This window comes from Leptolyngbya cf. ectocarpi LEGE 11479 (genome assembly GCF_015207065.1).
GTDB classification, from domain to species: domain Bacteria; phylum Cyanobacteriota; class Cyanobacteriia; order Phormidesmidales; family Phormidesmidaceae; genus Leptothoe; species Leptothoe ectocarpi.
The window spans coordinates 1-14,290 of record NZ_JADEXP010000149.1 but is presented as its reverse complement, the minus strand read 5'-3'; the positions used below and the strand labels follow the sequence as shown (position 1 = coordinate 14,290).

17 protein-coding genes are annotated in these 14,290 nt (G+C 49.5%); 10 read left to right on the top strand and 7 right to left on the bottom strand.

What is annotated here, in order from left to right:
• Positions 1–279: 279 nt before the first annotated feature.
• The gene (locus IQ260_RS16320) at positions 280–858 is read right to left on the bottom strand and encodes a Uma2 family endonuclease (RefSeq protein WP_193994169.1); all 579 of its coding nucleotides are present in this window, start codon (positions 856–858) and stop codon (positions 280–282) included.
• Positions 859–1,267: 409 nt separating this feature from the next.
• On the opposite strand from IQ260_RS16320, the gene IQ260_RS16315 reads away from it, so the two are divergent.
• The 3 genes from IQ260_RS16315 (at position 1,268) to IQ260_RS16305 (ending at position 2,055) form a co-directional block, all read left to right on the top strand.
• Positions 1,268–1,513: a hypothetical protein gene (locus tag IQ260_RS16315; RefSeq protein WP_193994168.1), complete on the top strand. Its 246-nt coding sequence runs from the start codon at positions 1,268–1,270 to the stop codon at positions 1,511–1,513.
• Between the two features lie 116 nt (positions 1,514–1,629).
• Positions 1,630–1,812 (top strand): UPF0175 family protein, encoded by a 183-nt coding sequence (locus tag IQ260_RS16310; protein ID WP_193994167.1) that lies wholly within the window; start codon positions 1,630–1,632, stop codon positions 1,810–1,812.
• 6 nt (positions 1,813–1,818) lie between these two features.
• Positions 1,819–2,055, top strand: coding sequence for a DUF2283 domain-containing protein (locus tag IQ260_RS16305; RefSeq protein WP_193994166.1), 237 nt, complete (start codon positions 1,819–1,821; stop codon positions 2,053–2,055).
• 13 nt (positions 2,056–2,068) lie between these two features.
• Here IQ260_RS16305 and IQ260_RS16300 read toward each other — a convergent pair whose 3' ends face one another.
• From IQ260_RS16300 to IQ260_RS16290, 3 genes are all read right to left on the bottom strand, one after another.
• On the bottom strand, positions 2,069–2,878 hold the full coding sequence (locus IQ260_RS16300) for an inositol monophosphatase family protein (protein WP_193994165.1): 810 nt from the start codon (positions 2,876–2,878) through the stop codon (positions 2,069–2,071).
• A gap of 4 nt (positions 2,879–2,882) precedes the next feature.
• Complete coding sequence (locus IQ260_RS16295; protein WP_193994164.1) at positions 2,883–4,334, bottom strand: BCD family MFS transporter; 1,452 nt, start codon at positions 4,332–4,334, stop codon at positions 2,883–2,885.
• A 294-nt stretch (positions 4,335–4,628) separates the two neighbouring features.
• On the bottom strand, positions 4,629–5,066 hold the full coding sequence (locus IQ260_RS16290; protein WP_193994163.1) for an Hsp20/alpha crystallin family protein: 438 nt from the start codon (positions 5,064–5,066) through the stop codon (positions 4,629–4,631).
• 296 nt (positions 5,067–5,362) lie between these two features.
• Here IQ260_RS16290 and IQ260_RS16285 point away from each other — a divergent pair, with 296 nt between their 5' ends.
• Positions 5,363–6,151, top strand: a complete 789-nt coding sequence (locus IQ260_RS16285; protein WP_193994162.1) for an SDR family NAD(P)-dependent oxidoreductase — start codon at positions 5,363–5,365, stop codon at positions 6,149–6,151.
• Between the two features lie 16 nt (positions 6,152–6,167).
• Here IQ260_RS16285 and IQ260_RS16280 read toward each other — a convergent pair whose 3' ends face one another.
• Positions 6,168–6,473, bottom strand: a complete 306-nt coding sequence (locus IQ260_RS16280; RefSeq protein ID WP_193994161.1) for a hypothetical protein — start codon at positions 6,471–6,473, stop codon at positions 6,168–6,170.
• 250 nt (positions 6,474–6,723) lie between these two features.
• Here IQ260_RS16280 and map point away from each other — a divergent pair, with 250 nt between their 5' ends.
• The 3 genes from map (at position 6,724) to IQ260_RS16265 (ending at position 9,215) form a co-directional block, all read left to right on the top strand.
• Positions 6,724–7,527, top strand: a complete 804-nt coding sequence (gene map, locus IQ260_RS16275; RefSeq protein ID WP_193994160.1) for a type I methionyl aminopeptidase — start codon at positions 6,724–6,726, stop codon at positions 7,525–7,527.
• A gap of 35 nt (positions 7,528–7,562) precedes the next feature.
• Positions 7,563–8,123: a hypothetical protein gene (locus tag IQ260_RS16270; protein WP_193994159.1), complete on the top strand. Its 561-nt coding sequence runs from the start codon at positions 7,563–7,565 to the stop codon at positions 8,121–8,123.
• Positions 8,124–8,474: 351 nt separating this feature from the next.
• Positions 8,475–9,215: an SDR family NAD(P)-dependent oxidoreductase gene (locus tag IQ260_RS16265; protein ID WP_193994158.1), complete on the top strand. Its 741-nt coding sequence runs from the start codon at positions 8,475–8,477 to the stop codon at positions 9,213–9,215.
• A gap of 6 nt (positions 9,216–9,221) precedes the next feature.
• On the opposite strand, the gene IQ260_RS16260 is transcribed toward IQ260_RS16265, so the two are convergent.
• Both IQ260_RS16260 and IQ260_RS16255 read right to left on the bottom strand, forming a co-directional pair.
• Positions 9,222–9,809, bottom strand: a complete 588-nt coding sequence (locus IQ260_RS16260; protein WP_193994157.1) for a hypothetical protein — start codon at positions 9,807–9,809, stop codon at positions 9,222–9,224.
• Between the two features lie 280 nt (positions 9,810–10,089).
• The gene (locus IQ260_RS16255; protein ID WP_193994156.1) at positions 10,090–11,022 is read right to left on the bottom strand and encodes a glycosyltransferase family 2 protein; all 933 of its coding nucleotides are present in this window, start codon (positions 11,020–11,022) and stop codon (positions 10,090–10,092) included.
• 124 nt (positions 11,023–11,146) lie between these two features.
• On the opposite strand from IQ260_RS16255, the gene IQ260_RS16250 reads away from it, so the two are divergent.
• The 3 genes from IQ260_RS16250 (at position 11,147) to IQ260_RS16240 (ending at position 14,200) form a co-directional block, all read left to right on the top strand.
• On the top strand, positions 11,147–12,355 hold the full coding sequence (locus IQ260_RS16250; RefSeq protein ID WP_193994155.1) for an argininosuccinate synthase: 1,209 nt from the start codon (positions 11,147–11,149) through the stop codon (positions 12,353–12,355).
• Positions 12,356–12,441: 86 nt separating this feature from the next.
• Positions 12,442–13,659: an AAA family ATPase gene (locus IQ260_RS16245; protein ID WP_193994154.1), complete on the top strand. Its 1,218-nt coding sequence runs from the start codon at positions 12,442–12,444 to the stop codon at positions 13,657–13,659.
• On the top strand, positions 13,652–14,200 hold the full coding sequence (locus IQ260_RS16240) for an HNH endonuclease family protein (protein ID WP_193994153.1): 549 nt from the start codon (positions 13,652–13,654) through the stop codon (positions 14,198–14,200). The genes IQ260_RS16245 and IQ260_RS16240 overlap by 8 nt, the downstream gene beginning before the upstream one ends.
• Positions 14,201–14,290: the final 90 nt, after the last annotated feature.

The window sequence follows — 14,290 nt, the reverse complement described above, 5'->3', positions numbered from 1 at the left end:
CACTCGAACTTGATTAATATTTGGTGGTTTACGTCGCTTTGAAGCCTTTTTGGAACTCATAACATTCCTGGGATGAAAATTAGATTTCTGGTCGCGAATATACGAGGATACATTCTGTTTACAGCGTGCCCAGAAATGAACCGGAACATAGCGACTGAAATTGATAAGAGATTCTTAAGGGGTTATCTATACTTGGGATAGTAGCCCAGGATTCGTCAGACAGGCACTGCCCACCTTTCATATAATAGTAGTTATAGGACTGGTGAAGGTAAGAGCGATTCAGACTTCTGGAGTAAGGCTGAGGTTTCGGTAAACTTGCTCTATAGGAAATTTGAGATTGATACTTTTTAGTTCAATTGTGTCGCCTTCTTGATAGTTGAGAATGAGCCACTCGCCTGTTTCTTTTTTATGATACAAATCCATTTCGATACGAGTGGAACTGACTAATAAATAGTCTTGTAGCATTGGGTTGTTGCGGTACATTCTGAATTTGCCACCACGATCGTAGGCTTCAGTACTATCGGATAAAACTTCTACGATTAGGCAAGGATAGGTGAAATAGTTGACTGCATCTTTATCGCGTTCATCGCAGGTGACGCTGGCATCTGGATAGGTGTAATTATTAGTTCCGGCGATATTGACTTTGATGTCGGAATTGCCTGGGATGCAGCCGCTATTATCTAGGTGAGCATCAAACATAGCGGTAAAACGGATAGCAATGCGACCGTGGTTAACGCTACCGCCACTCATGGCATATATTTGACCGTCAATATACTCGTGTTTATCGGCCTGTTTTTCTTCCCAAGCGAAGTACTCTTCGGGGGTAAGTTTTGGAAAATCATCTTTTACCGCGATCATAATTAACCAGCGCTTAGTTGACCATTTCAGGAGATAGATTGCGAGGTAAGGCTTCTCTCACGATAGCTAACTGTGATGATTTCGGTAGACCATTCGGAATGATAAATCTTTGATCTGTGCTTGACTTGCACGATACAGGCGTCCTACCCTAATTTCAAGGCAATGATTTGCGTCGTAGCCTTAACTCAGAACTCAATAACTAGCACCATCAGCGAGTGCTACCAACACTACGCTGATGGCTAACTTCCCGGATTAACAGACAATCCCGGTCGCTGGAGGTATTATGCACCAGCCACCCCGATTTGCGAAATATCATGGCGGAGTGGCTGGCTGTTGGGTTCTGGTCAACCAGCCCCTTGCGGTCAATTTTGGCCAACCAAGGGGCCATCGTTATCTGGAGACCAGAACCATGTTTCAAGAACCCTTTGAGGGCGCAAATGCGCCCAATCTTCGTCGTAAGCCTGAATCTCTTCCTGAGCATGCTTACGAACCTGTGCGCCATATCGTCCTTGGCAGTTTTACCGCCGTAGGCAATACGATTAAGCAGCTTCATAAGCACAACTACGCCGAGCCCAATGACTGGAGTAAACTCTTGCCCACCGGCAGGCCTAATGAAGTCATGGCCATTTTGACCAAGAAAGTCAGGGTCGATTAAAACAGTGATCTCCGACCTGGTGTACTGGATTGGATATGCTGTATGCCAGGTCAGCGATTCCATCAACAACGAGATTGAATTTCTACAATGAGTATTAATCATGAGGAAATAAAACAATGGCTGTCGTAATTTCAGATGAAGTCTTGAGCAGCGCTCGTATGAGCGAAACAGAAATGCTGCAAGAAATCGCAATTCTGCTGTTCCAGCGAGAGAAGCTAACCCTTGCTCAAGCTAGTCGCTTAGCCGATATGCCATTGGATCATTACAGCCTATACAGCTCGAAAAATATCAGGAGGTGAAAAAATATGGCCAGCGGACGCTTGATTTTTCGCTATGACCAAGAGGGCGATATTTTATATATTGACCAATGCGATCCTTATGCAGAGCAAGAGTCAGAGGAAATTGGTGACGAAATTTTAGCTCGGTTAAATCCAGAGTCTGGTGCTGTGGAAAATTTAGAGATCTTATTTTTCTCTAAACGGCTAGCTACTAACGAATCGCTGGAGTTACCCATCGAGATGGATTTACGCTTGGCCAGCTAATGGTCTCGACGCACTATTGAGTAATCACCTCAACTAGAGGACGAAACAGTTGGTCTAGTTCAGGGCGCGCACTTAGTAGTGTAGGAAACGGACGACTGCCGTAATCTTCACCAACTTTTAGCGGGAAAATATCAGCTTCCTCCAGCGGTGTCCATACGGCACCAGCCGCCTGGGTAATGACCCAAACAGCGGCAATATCCCAAATTTTAGGGGTAGCTTCGACCGCACCCAGGCTAATACCAGCGCCTACCGTCAGCAAATTATAGGTGGCCACCCCCAGCATCCGAATTTTGCAGGGAAACGGCTTTTGTAACACTTTCAGGCTGCGCGCGCAGAGGCTAAAAAACTGACTGCCCGCTGCGGCATCGGACGAGGTGTGGATCGGTTCACCATCAAGAAAAGCACCGCTGGGGCCGTCTAAACCGGATTTGCCCATAAAAAAGCCATGGAATCGCTGGTCTAGGGTGGGAATATACACATGGCCAAAAACAGGCGTGCCTTTGTAGAGCAGCCCTAATGAAATACCCCACAGGGGAACGCCTCGGGTAAAGTTGGTGGTGCCGTCAATCGGGTCAATAATCCAGCAAAAGTCTTCGGCGGGGAAAATATGGCTATCTTCTTCACTGAGAACACCATGGCCGGGCAGCTCTTTTTGTAAGCGGCGGCGCAGTTCGCCATCGGCCCATTTGTCGGACTGGGTGACGAGACTGCCATCGGCTTTTTCTTCGGCGGTGGCGTTGCCAAAGTCTTTGAGTAGCTGGGCTCCGACAAGGGTAGTAGCGGTTTCAGCCACAGTGAGAATATGTTGCCAGTCTGGGGTCATGGGGTTAGTCCATATCACTTTCTAGGGCAGTTGCGATCGCATCCTTCGCAGTCGTCTGAAACTCACGAATATTCACCCGACTGACAATCGCCACTGCAACCAACATACCAACTGCCTGGGTCGCAAACACCAAACCATAGGCGGGCAGCAACTGCTCATCGGGCACCGGCCCAACAACAAATGATTCCACAATGCCTTTGCCCAGGGATAGCAAACTGCCGCCCAGCACGGTGGCCGTACCGCGAGCAATGGCCTGGGCCAAGCCCCATGCGCCAATAAATGTGCCCGCCACCTCGGCCACGGTCAGATCTAACATCAGCAAAATTGAGCCGGTGGTCAATACGCCTGAGGCCAGGCCAAACAACCCCACCCCCAGCATCAGCTGTCGAGGGTCCCCCGTGGTGCCAAACACAATCAGCAAAATCAAACAAAAGGCCGCCCACAGACAGCCAAACTTAATGGTGCGCTTTTTACCCAGTCTGGGGGCCAAGAAAAAGCCAGTGGCAACAATGCCAAACAAGGTGCCCATGCCAAAGTAAGCATTGAGCTGGGTAGTCTCAGCAATGGCCATGCCAAAAATCTGACCGCCGTAGGGTTCTAAAACCGCATCCTGCATAAACAGACTGAGGCTGAGCACCAGTAAAAATACAAAGAACAATCCGGTCTGACGGCTGGCAGTGAGTACTTTTATCGCCGTACCAAAGGTAATCTGGTCGTCGCGCTGACGGCTGCGCTGCCGTAGCCGCGAATATTTTTTCTCAATGCCAAAGGTGCTGAGAATGGCTAACCCGCAAACAATCGACGGCGCAATGATAAACAGCCGATTAATCGAGCTACGCAGCTCATCGAGGGTGGGGGTGTCGCCCAGGGAGCCAAGAACAATGGTGGTAATAATCACACCGGAGACAATGCCCACCATCAGCATGCCCCAGCCAATGCCCACCAGCTTAGACTGGGTCTCATCATCCGACACATCCACCAGCAGCGCCGTAAACGGTGTCGATGTGGAGGACAGGGCCAGACCGTACAGGGCAAATACAAAGGCTAAAAGACCTACCCAGGGGTAAATACCACTGTTCCAGCCAGAAATTTCTACCCGAGCACCAATTTGCCAAACAATCTGAACGGCGATAAAAGCGGTAATCGCCATGGAGACAATGCCTAGCCAAATGTAGCCGCTGCGATGATAGCCAAACAGGGGCTTAGAATCAGACATCTGGCCTACCCAGATGCGGGCCGGGGCCATAAATTGATGCACTGCGATCGCACCTGCTGCAATCAACGCCGGCACCCTCAGCTCGTCAATCATGACGCGATTGAGCACCCCCAGGGTGAGCAGCGACATGATGCCCAGACCCATGTTAAATACACCTAGGCGCAGCATTGTAAAAATGCCAATTTTAGGGATAGCCCGCTCGGGAGCCACATAGCTATCGGTTAAGTCTGGACTGCTCATAGCCGTCGATTTGCTAAACAAGGTTTACTCATAAGTAATACCCAGCTTAAACGCCAACAGACCTTAACGCGTAACCTTTAGTTAGCCATGGATCACCCTACAGGAGTTCCCCTTGTCGGTGCTTGCCAACAGGTACACCCAGCAGCCAGTCACCCTAAAACGACAAAAAAAGCGGCAGGAAAACCTGCCGCTAAAGCCAAACTAGGAGAATTAGAGAAGAGTCAAAGGAAATGGACGTCAGACGTGATTAGGTATTCCCAACTAAAACACGCCTAACGACACAACTAGAAATCATTAGTCAGCAGGTGTTTCAGCAACGTTGACCTTAACCACCTGGTTCCGGACTTCAGCGGTCTTAGGCACATGCACCGTCAAAATGCCATTGCTGTAATCAGCCTTCACCTGCTCATGGTCAACGACCACAGGTAGATTGACCACACGACGGAAGCTGCCGTAGCGGCGCTCGCGACGTAGTACCTGCTGGTCATCACTCACCTCAGGAGCCGTACGCTCACCGGAGATAGTGACACTCTTGCGGCTGGCTTCAATATTAATATTCTCAGCCTTGAGACCGGGTAAAACGACCTCGAGACTATAACCATCACCAGCATCAACAAGATCAACAGCAGGAATCCAATCGGTTGCTGTGGGCGTCAGATCCTCAAAAATGTTATCAAGCTGTTGTCTAATGGTTTCGATTTCGTGAAAAGGTTGCCAGTAGCGTACGATCATTGTTGTTTCCTCAGTTCGCGATTGTGGTGTGTCGTTGGCTTACAAGAGAATGTTGTCTGTCGGCTGCATCTCTTTACTTGCCTTACAATCACTATGATGCCGCAGTCATCAGATAGTACCTAGGGGAGAGAACCTCACCCCAAAATAGGGCTTACCGAAAATGGCTCGCCCCATTAGCCCCCTAGAGAGAACATCAGGTGACGAGAACCCTACTGATTAGATCGGTTGGCCGTATCTAATGACCGATGCTAACGCTAAGGTAGAGCGAAAATAGAGCGGAGGTATCCTCAAAAACGATGGCAAAAACAGCACTCATTACCGGCGCATCCGGTGGCATTGGGTACGAACTGGCTAAGGTGTTTGCCAGCAACGATTACAACTTGATTTTGGTGGCGCGCAGCACTGACAAACTAAAGCAGATTCAAACTGAGTTAGCTCAGAGTCACGACATTCAAACCCATGTCATTAGTCAGGATCTCAGTCAGTCTGACTCGCCGTTAACGCTGTTTGACCAGATCCAGCAGCAGGGGCTGAGGGTAGATGTCTTAGTCAATAACGCAGGGTTTGGCGACTATGGCCCCTTTGCAAGCACTGACTGGTCTAAGCAAGGCGCGCTGCTGCAGCTGAATATGGTCACCCTAACCCATTTGACTCGGCTATTTTTGCCATCAATGCTGGAGCAAGGCTCTGGCAAAATTCTCAACGTGGCCTCGACAGCAGCATTTCAGCCCGGTCCTTTTATGGCAACTTACTACGCCAGTAAGTCCTATGTCATGGCATTTACAGAAGCCCTGGCCCATGAACTGAAAGACACAGGCGTAACGGCAACGGTTCTATGTCCTGGTCCCACCCGTGGTACGGACTTTCAGGCAAGGGCTGAACTGGGGGATGTGGACTTCTTTACAAAGCTAAAGCTGCCGACAGCGGCTGAGGTAGCCCAGTTTGGCTACGACGCCCTAGACCGCAACCGGCGAGTGGCGGTACATGGTTTATTTAATCGATTGCTGGTGTTTACCAATCGGTTTATGCCCCGCCAAGTAGTGACGAATGCGGTGGGGCAGCTGCAGGCTCCCAAGCAGGCCTGAGGATATTAGCGCTTGACTAGGGACGGACGTTTTTATGAATGGTAAAGGAAATGGAGGATTCCGGGATAGATTGAGAAGCCGCTTTGACGGTCTGGGGCGGTGGCCCAGCACTATCGGGCGGGGTAGCATCGTCCAAGGAGTCGGTGGATGGCGATGCCGCTGGGAGTCTCGGTGAGTTGGCGTTACTTGCGATCGCAAGGCCGATGCCTCCCAAAATCGACATCGGTAACGAAAACTCAGCCAGCCAGTGCAACCCCGTCACCCAGTTGAATAAACCAATACCCACATATAGACAGACAACGCCCACCGCCCAGAATTGCATGCTCCCTCACTGCCGCTACCATTGACCACGTTCTATCACATTTCACCGCAGACCGGATTTTTCCTGCTTCCCCCTGATGCCGCCTGCCCCAGCATCGACGCTAGACCACTCCTCCCATGGCAACAGCGGCAGCCGATTCAATCAATTTTCTATTATCTAGCGGTTAGAGGATGGCAATAGCGCTAGAGTGAGGTAGGTGGCAACACCCCTAGTGACAACATCTATCTAGCAGGAAACTAATAGAATCATCGTGGACGCTGCATTCAAAGGAATCATTCGGCTATCAAAACGGGAAATTGAACAAATGCGCAACGCCTGCCAGCTGGCGGCGCGTTTGTTAGAGCACCTAGAGCCAATGGTAAAACCCGGTGTTAGTACTCTAGAACTCAACGATGAGGCTGAGCGCTGGACGCAAGCCCACGACGCTAAGAGTGCTCCCTTGGGATACCCTGGTGGCGAAGGGGTAGACCCGTTTCCTAAATCCATTTGCACCAGCGTAAATGAAGTGGTGTGCCACGGTATTCCCAACGCCCAGCAAATTTTACAGGATGGTGACATTATCAATATCGATGTCACCCCAATTCTCAATGGCTATCACGGAGACACCTCCCGCACCTTTTTAGTGGGTGATGTCTCGCCCCAGGCCCGTCGGCTGGTGGAGGTCACCCAGGAGAGCATGTATCGAGGCATCCAAGCTGTTAAACCCGGTGCCCGTATCGGTGACATTGGAGCAGCGATCCAAACCTATGCCGAAGCAGAAGGCTTTTCTGTAGTACGTGACTTTGTCGGCCATGGCGTCCATCGGATCTTTCACACCGAGCCGCAGATTCCCCACTATGGCACAGCGGGTAAGGGTAAAAAGCTAGCCCCTGGCATGGTATTTACCATCGAACCAATGATTAATATAGGCACTCACGAAGTGGAGTTACTGCCCGATGGTTGGACAGCCGTTACCCAAGATCGGGCGCTCACCGCGCAGTTTGAACATACGGTAGTGGTGACTAAAGAAGGGGTGGACATTTTAACTAAAGCACCTGTGGCAGCGACAGTCTAAGGGCTTTAGCGATAACGAATGATCGGCTCAAACCCATGCATAGAGTCCTGTATTTATTACTGGTGTTGATGGCAGCCTGTGGAGCCGCTCCAGAGATTGTTACTGACCCTGTATCTTCCGCATCTTCCGCTGCAAATCCTGATACCAGCCTATCAGAGCCATTAGTGGAACCTACAGCAGCGGACTCGGCCAGTCCGACGGATGCCGACGGGCTACCTGTGGCCGACTTGGTCTCTGTGGCGGTGACTGGTGAGGCCGGTAATTATACGTTTGCGGTGACCCTAAGCAGCACTGATACCGGCTGTGAGCAGTATGCTAACTGGTGGGAAGTGGCCGATGCGAAAACAGGTGAGCTCCTGTATCGACGAATTTTGGCCCATAGCCATACCAATGAGCAGCCTTTTACCCGCAGTGGCGGTCCCATTCCCATTGCGCCGAACCAATCTGTTATCATTCGTGGGCATATGGGGGGCGTACACAGTCACTATGGTGGCCAGGTACTAGGGGGATCTGTCGAGGCTGGGTTTAAACCGGTTACAGATTCGTTAGACAGCTTAGAATCTGTGGAGCCTTTACCGACAGCATGCGCTTTTTGAGAGGCCCGCGAACAATCAGCAAAATAATGCTGGCTTACTTCAATTTCTCTTATCTATCGTTAAAAATCTCTTACTTCCTTGATTTTTGACCAAAATTCGATCAAATATTGCTTACATTTTTCACACATTAGAAGACTTTTCAATTTGATGGGGATGCTGTAGCCTACTCGATAATAGAGGGCTTCGCAGACGTAAGATGGAGGTGTCTGGATTGAGAACTAATGCTGGGAAGACTCTCATAAGCCGTAGTCAAGGCTACAGGGACTGTTTTTTTGAGAGAGGATTCCTCCAGGGCTTTCTACCAACAAGACTGAGCATAGTCCTGCCGATAGCCGGACTGTGGAGCTAAAAATGCTGCTGAAAAATCGGGTTGCTCTGATTACGGCAGGGGACTGCCGTGTGGGTCGGCGGGTGGCTAGTTTATTGGCAAGTCACGGAGCCAATATTGTGCTGTGCGGTGTGAACCGAGCGGCTGGTAACCAACTAATTAATCGGCTAGAGAAGAAAGGTGTAAAGTCGAGATTCTGTCTGGTGGATGTTGAAACCCCCAATGATGTGGAAGCTGCGATCAAGGATGCTGTGGCCACCTTTGGGCGGATTGATGTTTTGTGTAACAACGCTAGCTTTAGCTTGCTGGGGGATGAGGCATCCGTGTTGGATCTCACCGCTGAATCCTGGGAACGGATCGTTGATCTCAGCCTGCAAGGGGTATTTTTGTTTAGTCAGTACGCACTGCCTTTTTTGCAGCGTTCCACGGCAGGCTCAATTATTAACATCGTCCCCTATCCCCGTAAGGGCATGCACGTGGTGGAGGGAGTGGGCCGAGGCTGGATGATGGCGATGACCCGTGATATTGCGGATGGGGCAACGGGGGTGCGGGCCAATCTGATTTGGCCCCACGTGGCTGTCAGTGGGGCCACCCTATCGAGCTATCAGGCGGCTTTGGCCCATAAAGTGTTTCGAATGGCCAAGCGAGATCGCAACGCGGCCCGAGCCATTGCTCGAGCGGCGCTGTATCTGGCCTGTGACGACTCTGCAGAGGTGACCGGAGCAATGATCGTCGTTGATGCTGACTATCCCCAGTGGGCTTAGGCGGGCTTAAGCAGCCATATCGTCCTGAATTTCCAATTCCCCTGTCCATACCTGATTGAGGAGACCAATTCCGGCTTCACTCAGCAAGACTTCGTCACCGTCATACTCAATGTCATGGAGGGCACCTCCCGCCGCTATCACCAGGTCTTCTATCCAGACATTACAAGGAGTAATGGGGGTCAGTTTAAGTAGCTGGTCTAAGTGTTGGCAGATTTCAGCAGGCAATGTTCGCTGAATTAGCTGATAGAGTGCAATTCCAGTGCGCTGCTCAACACCGCCCAAAATTTGATGGGCATACCAAGCCGCCTCATTGGTTGGCAGTTGAGCTAATCGTTGCCCTATCCTGGCTATCAGCTCAGTGATAAAATCAACGTCCAAATGCTGGTGGAGGGTTTTGACCGGTCCGTCTAAATCCGGTTGACTCATGCTAGAAATTTGTTGCCAGTCAATGTCAGGAAACGCATTCTGCAATAGGATAAAGCCTCGCTCATTAATGCGACAGGTACCCTGACTCAAATCGTAGGAAAAATCCTCTCCCGGTTGAGCCCCAGCTTCAACTAGCATGCGGAAGAGCTGAATATCTTCGGAGTGCATAAGAAGCTCCCTCCATAACAACAATAAAATATATTTTTATATACGAGTCATACCAACATAGCACCCTATAAATTACTCGATGTAACATCCGGTACAAACATTCGCGAATCGGCAAATATGCGCAAATCGAATCAGTTGCACAGCACAAATGTAGAAGTGCCACGGATGGCATTGAGGTCTAGTGGACGATGCCTTATATCTACAGTAGTCTTGAGTCTCCCCAGGCACATTACCCCCTAGGGTAGATTCTGGGTGAATTGGGCGTTGCTAGCCTCAAGAACTAGGAGGCTTGCTGTTCTCGATAGGCAGCATGGACCGCGTTGACGTTGTACCAATTCAAAAAAATCCGGGCTACCTCCAAGGATAGTTGGGGACGGCCCTGGTCAATCAGCCACTGTAATAGAGGTTTGAGGGTGCGCTCATTGAGCAAACCGCCCAGGGATAGGAGACCCCAGAGCAGACGATGGAGCCAGGTCATCTGGATCATCATGCGGACGTCCAAGGTGGGGTGCTTTTGATAAAAGACCACCCCCATACGGGCGCGCTGGATTTCGACGTCAATCAGTCGGGGCAGATCGTCAAGGCTAAAGGGGGGATGCCAGTGATAGCCGACGGCTTCAGGACATTTGATCAGCTTGAGACCCAAGTTTTTAAGGCGCACACCCAGCTCTAGATCCTCCCAGCCGTACTGGGTAAATTGCACGTCGAATAGCCCTGCTTGGGTTAGCCAGTGTTTTGCGATCGCAACATTCCCCGTGGCAAAAAACGCCTGGGAATAGTCCGTCACCTTAAAAGGCTCCGAGGTGGGGTTTTCAAAATTACAGGTATTCACCACCCGCCCATAGGTAAACACGCGGTCATTTCCTTGGCTAGTGTAGTGCTGGGTCAGGGCATCGGCATGGTGCTGCAAAAAGCCATCAAGCACCACCAGATCGCTATCAATAAAAATGATCGTATCTCCGAGCGCTTGTTCTACGCCCAGGTTCCGGGCAACAGCCGCGCCCTTATGGTCTTGCTGGTACAGCTTTACATGGGGAAAATTCTCTGACTGAAGCCATTCCACCGTGCCATCGGTAGAGCCATCATCCACCACCACAATTTCATACCCTGCCACCTGGGTATCAACACGGAGAACTTGCTGCTCCATGGCTCGCAGGCACTTTTCTAAGATGGGCTGACGGTTATAGGTGGGAACAACAATACTAAAAAACATGGACAAACCGTTAGGGGAGCGACCTCTATGATAGCGGGCCAGTTTGACGATCTTAGGAGCAGCTATGTTCCCGCTTCAATTGCTGCCGTACTATATAGGTTTGTAGTTTAATCGGAAACCAACTATGGGTCGGGCTGAACGGGTTGTACTTGCCTATTCGGGCGGTGTGGATACGACGGTATGCATTCCTTATCTAAAAAATGAATTTGGCGTCAAAGAGGTGATTACGCTGGCGGCAGACCTCGGCCAAGGCGAAGAACTCGGCCCCATCCAGAAAAAAGCTGTGGATGCCGGGGTGATGGAGTCGCTGGTGGTGGATGTGACGGAAACGTTTGTGACTGAGTATGCGTTTCCGGCGATTAAGGCCAATGCTATGTATGAAGATCGCTATCCCTTGTCTACGGCACTGGCGCGACCGCTGATTGCCAAGGCCCTGGTGGCAGCCGCTGAAAAGTATGGGGCCGATGCCGTCGCCCATGGTTGTACGGGTAAGGGCAATGACCAGGTGCGGTTTGATCTTGCGATCGCAGGCCTCAACCCTAACCTCAAGGTACTCGCCCCCGCCCGTGAATGGGGCATGAGTCGCGAAGAAGCCATCGCCTACGGCGAGAAATTTGGCCTCACCTTTCCAGTCAAAAAGTCCTCACCCTATAGTATCGACCGAAACCTGCTGGGCCGCAGCGTCGAAGCCAGCATCCTCGAAGACCCCTGGGCCGAGCCCCCCGAAGACGTTTACGCCTTGACCAAAGCCATTGCCGACACCCCTGACCAGCCTGAGTACGTTGAAATCGACTTTGAGCAGGGGATCCCCGTCGGCCTCAATGGCAATTCCCTCGGCCCCGTTGAATTAATTAGCCAGCTCAACGACCTAGCCGGCTCCCATGGCATCGGTCGCCTCGATATCCTCGAAAATCGTGTTGTCGGCATCAAGTCTCGTGAAATCTACGAAACCCCTGCCCTGCTAGTGCTAATCATCGCCCACCGCGATCTCGAAAGTCTCACCCTCAATGCCAAGGTCACCCAGTACAAACGCGGCATTGAGCAAACCTACAGCGAGCTAGTGTACAACGGCCTCTGGTTTAGCCCGCTCAAAGCTGCACTAGATGCCTTCATTAACCAGACCCAAGAACGAGTCACGGGCACCATCCGTCTCAAGCTGTTTAAGGGCACTGCCATGATTGTGGGTCGTAAGTCTGTTAATGCCCTCTATTCTGAAGAGCTAGCCACCTACGGCGCCGAGGACAAATTCGACCATAGAGCCGCCGAAGGCTTTATTCATATCTGGGGACTACCCACCCGCATTTGGTCCGATAAAATCCGCTCTTCATCGTAGAATCAAACCCGTTACTGTCCCGAATACGGGAGATTTCGTTATCCTGTGTTTGGGACGGTCGATATGAGATAACAACGGATAGGACTATGCCTTATCTCTCTAAACTGGAGATTGACGAATATCGCCATCTTAGAAATATTGAAATTGATTGTGGTGAAGATGGCAAACATCTAATTTTGACTGGTCCAAATGGCTCTGGCAAATCCACAATTCTGACCATTATTCGAAACGAGTTACACCATCAAATCTTTAATCATCGGTCAGGACCAGTGTGGCGTCAGGCACCCCTAGAATCGAGAGTAGTCAACCTGGAATCAATGGTGACTAACCTGGAATCGAGGGTGACTAACCGTAAAGCCAATGAAACAAGTTTAGAGCGTGATCATTTTCCAAGCTGTAGGATAACGTTTACTGGTAACTCAATACCAAGAAAAGATACTCATAGCCAGAGTGTTCTTGCCTACTTTGATCCTTATCGGAAACCTGATTTTATAGAGCCTGCTGGTCCCAAGTCTCACGAATTATCTAGTAATCAATTTAGGCTTGATACAAATATCAGTGATTTATTATTACAAGTCTTTGTCAACCAAAAAACCCAACAAGCCTATGCGACAGTAGAAGATGAACATTCTACTGTCGAAGCAATAAATAAGTGGTTTGATACAATGCGAGCCACTTTGTCAATTATTTTTGATGATCCAAAACTAGAACTCATATTTGAACGAGATAAGTTTTTATATCGAATACGTCTAGGCGATCATCGCATTATCGATTTCAATGATTTGGCTGACGGACATAAAGCGGCTTTAGCTATAGTTGCTGATTTACTTATTCGTAAAGACATCATCATTCAAGAATCAGGTTTTCTTGAGCCTGACGGTATTGTCCTGATTGACGAAATTGAAACTCATTTACACCTCAAACTACAAGAGGTGATTTTTCCCTTTCTATGTAATCTATTTCCAAAAGTTCAATTTATTGTTGCTACGCACTCTCCTGCTGTTATTGCTAGTGTTGATAACGCAATAATCTATGACTTAGAGCTAAAGCGTCAAGTCAATAGTAGTGAACTCCAGGGGATTCGTTATGGCACTCTCATGACCTCTCATTTTGGTATATCGTCAGATTTTGACTTACAAACAACGACAAAGCTTGAAGAGCTAAAACAGCTCTATCGAAAGGAACGCGATGAAAACGAAGAACAAAAAATGCGACAGTTAGCAGAAGAACTGTCAGAGACCAGCCATGCCCTTGCTCTAGAAGTTTTATTGGATCTGAAATCATCACAGTTATCGCATGATTAATGCCAAGCGTTCCCCTGAACCACCGAAGTCATTACTGCAGAGTAAACGGTGGAATGACCGTGATGTACTAGAGCAACTCCACGCCGATTTTCTAGGCAAATGCTATCTCACAGAAGAAGTCTTATCCCTAGGGCAGATTTCAGTCGATCACTTTCGGCCAAAAGGAGAGCTGTCTTTCAAAGATCTTATTTACGAGTGGGGTAATTTATACCCAACATCTCGGAATGCAAACGAGCGACGCCCTAAAAAATGGCCAGAAGGCGGCCTGCTCGATCCAGCATCGCCTGAGGATGATGTAGAAAATCGCTTACAGCAGTGGTTGGATGATGATTTCCAACCAAAGTTTGCTGCGACCGATACAGATGATTCAAAAGCTATGAATACAGCCAGTCAGTTGGATCACATTCACAACGATATGCGGAGTATCAAAGCTGCAGATCTTCGAAGCACGATTCAGACTTATTACGTCAATACTCCGGACAGAATTAGGAGACTAGAACCCCGTAGTCACAAAGACTTGGAAAGTTGGGATGTGATTTAATCAAAGTCTCGTCTAAGTCTAAGTTTCGAATAAACCTGTCAATCAGATGCTGATTGAGTTTGCGACGTTTGTAGGAGGCCATGGAAAAGA

Bases quoted from the DNA above. Each gene is read 5' to 3' on its own strand.
- IQ260_RS16315 (WP_193994168.1), top strand. From the start codon at position 1,268: ATGTTTCAAGAACCCTTTGAGGGCGCAAATGCGCCCAATCTTCGTCGT.
- IQ260_RS16290 (WP_193994163.1), bottom strand. From the start codon at position 5,066: ATGATCGTACGCTACTGGCAACCTTTTCACGAAATCGAAACCATTAGA.
- IQ260_RS16240 (WP_193994153.1), top strand. From the start codon at position 13,652: ATGATTAATGCCAAGCGTTCCCCTGAACCACCGAAGTCATTACTGCAG.
- IQ260_RS16265 (WP_193994158.1), top strand. From the start codon at position 8,475: ATGCTGCTGAAAAATCGGGTTGCTCTGATTACGGCAGGGGACTGCCGT.
- IQ260_RS16245 (WP_193994154.1), top strand. From the start codon at position 12,442: ATGCCTTATCTCTCTAAACTGGAGATTGACGAATATCGCCATCTTAGA.
- IQ260_RS16300 (WP_193994165.1), bottom strand. From the start codon at position 2,878: ATGACCCCAGACTGGCAACATATTCTCACTGTGGCTGAAACCGCTACT.
- IQ260_RS16285 (WP_193994162.1), top strand. From the start codon at position 5,363: ATGGCAAAAACAGCACTCATTACCGGCGCATCCGGTGGCATTGGGTAC.
- IQ260_RS16310 (WP_193994167.1), top strand. From the start codon at position 1,630: ATGGCTGTCGTAATTTCAGATGAAGTCTTGAGCAGCGCTCGTATGAGC.
- IQ260_RS16255 (WP_193994156.1), bottom strand. From the start codon at position 11,022: ATGTTTTTTAGTATTGTTGTTCCCACCTATAACCGTCAGCCCATCTTA.
- IQ260_RS16320 (WP_193994169.1), bottom strand. From the start codon at position 858: ATGATCGCGGTAAAAGATGATTTTCCAAAACTTACCCCCGAAGAGTAC.
- IQ260_RS16295 (WP_193994164.1), bottom strand. From the start codon at position 4,334: ATGAGCAGTCCAGACTTAACCGATAGCTATGTGGCTCCCGAGCGGGCT.
- IQ260_RS16305 (WP_193994166.1), top strand. From the start codon at position 1,819: ATGGCCAGCGGACGCTTGATTTTTCGCTATGACCAAGAGGGCGATATT.
- IQ260_RS16260 (WP_193994157.1), bottom strand. From the start codon at position 9,809: ATGCACTCCGAAGATATTCAGCTCTTCCGCATGCTAGTTGAAGCTGGG.
- IQ260_RS16250 (WP_193994155.1), top strand. From the start codon at position 11,147: ATGGGTCGGGCTGAACGGGTTGTACTTGCCTATTCGGGCGGTGTGGAT.
- IQ260_RS16280 (WP_193994161.1), bottom strand. From the start codon at position 6,473: ATGCAATTCTGGGCGGTGGGCGTTGTCTGTCTATATGTGGGTATTGGT.
- IQ260_RS16270 (WP_193994159.1), top strand. From the start codon at position 7,563: ATGCATAGAGTCCTGTATTTATTACTGGTGTTGATGGCAGCCTGTGGA.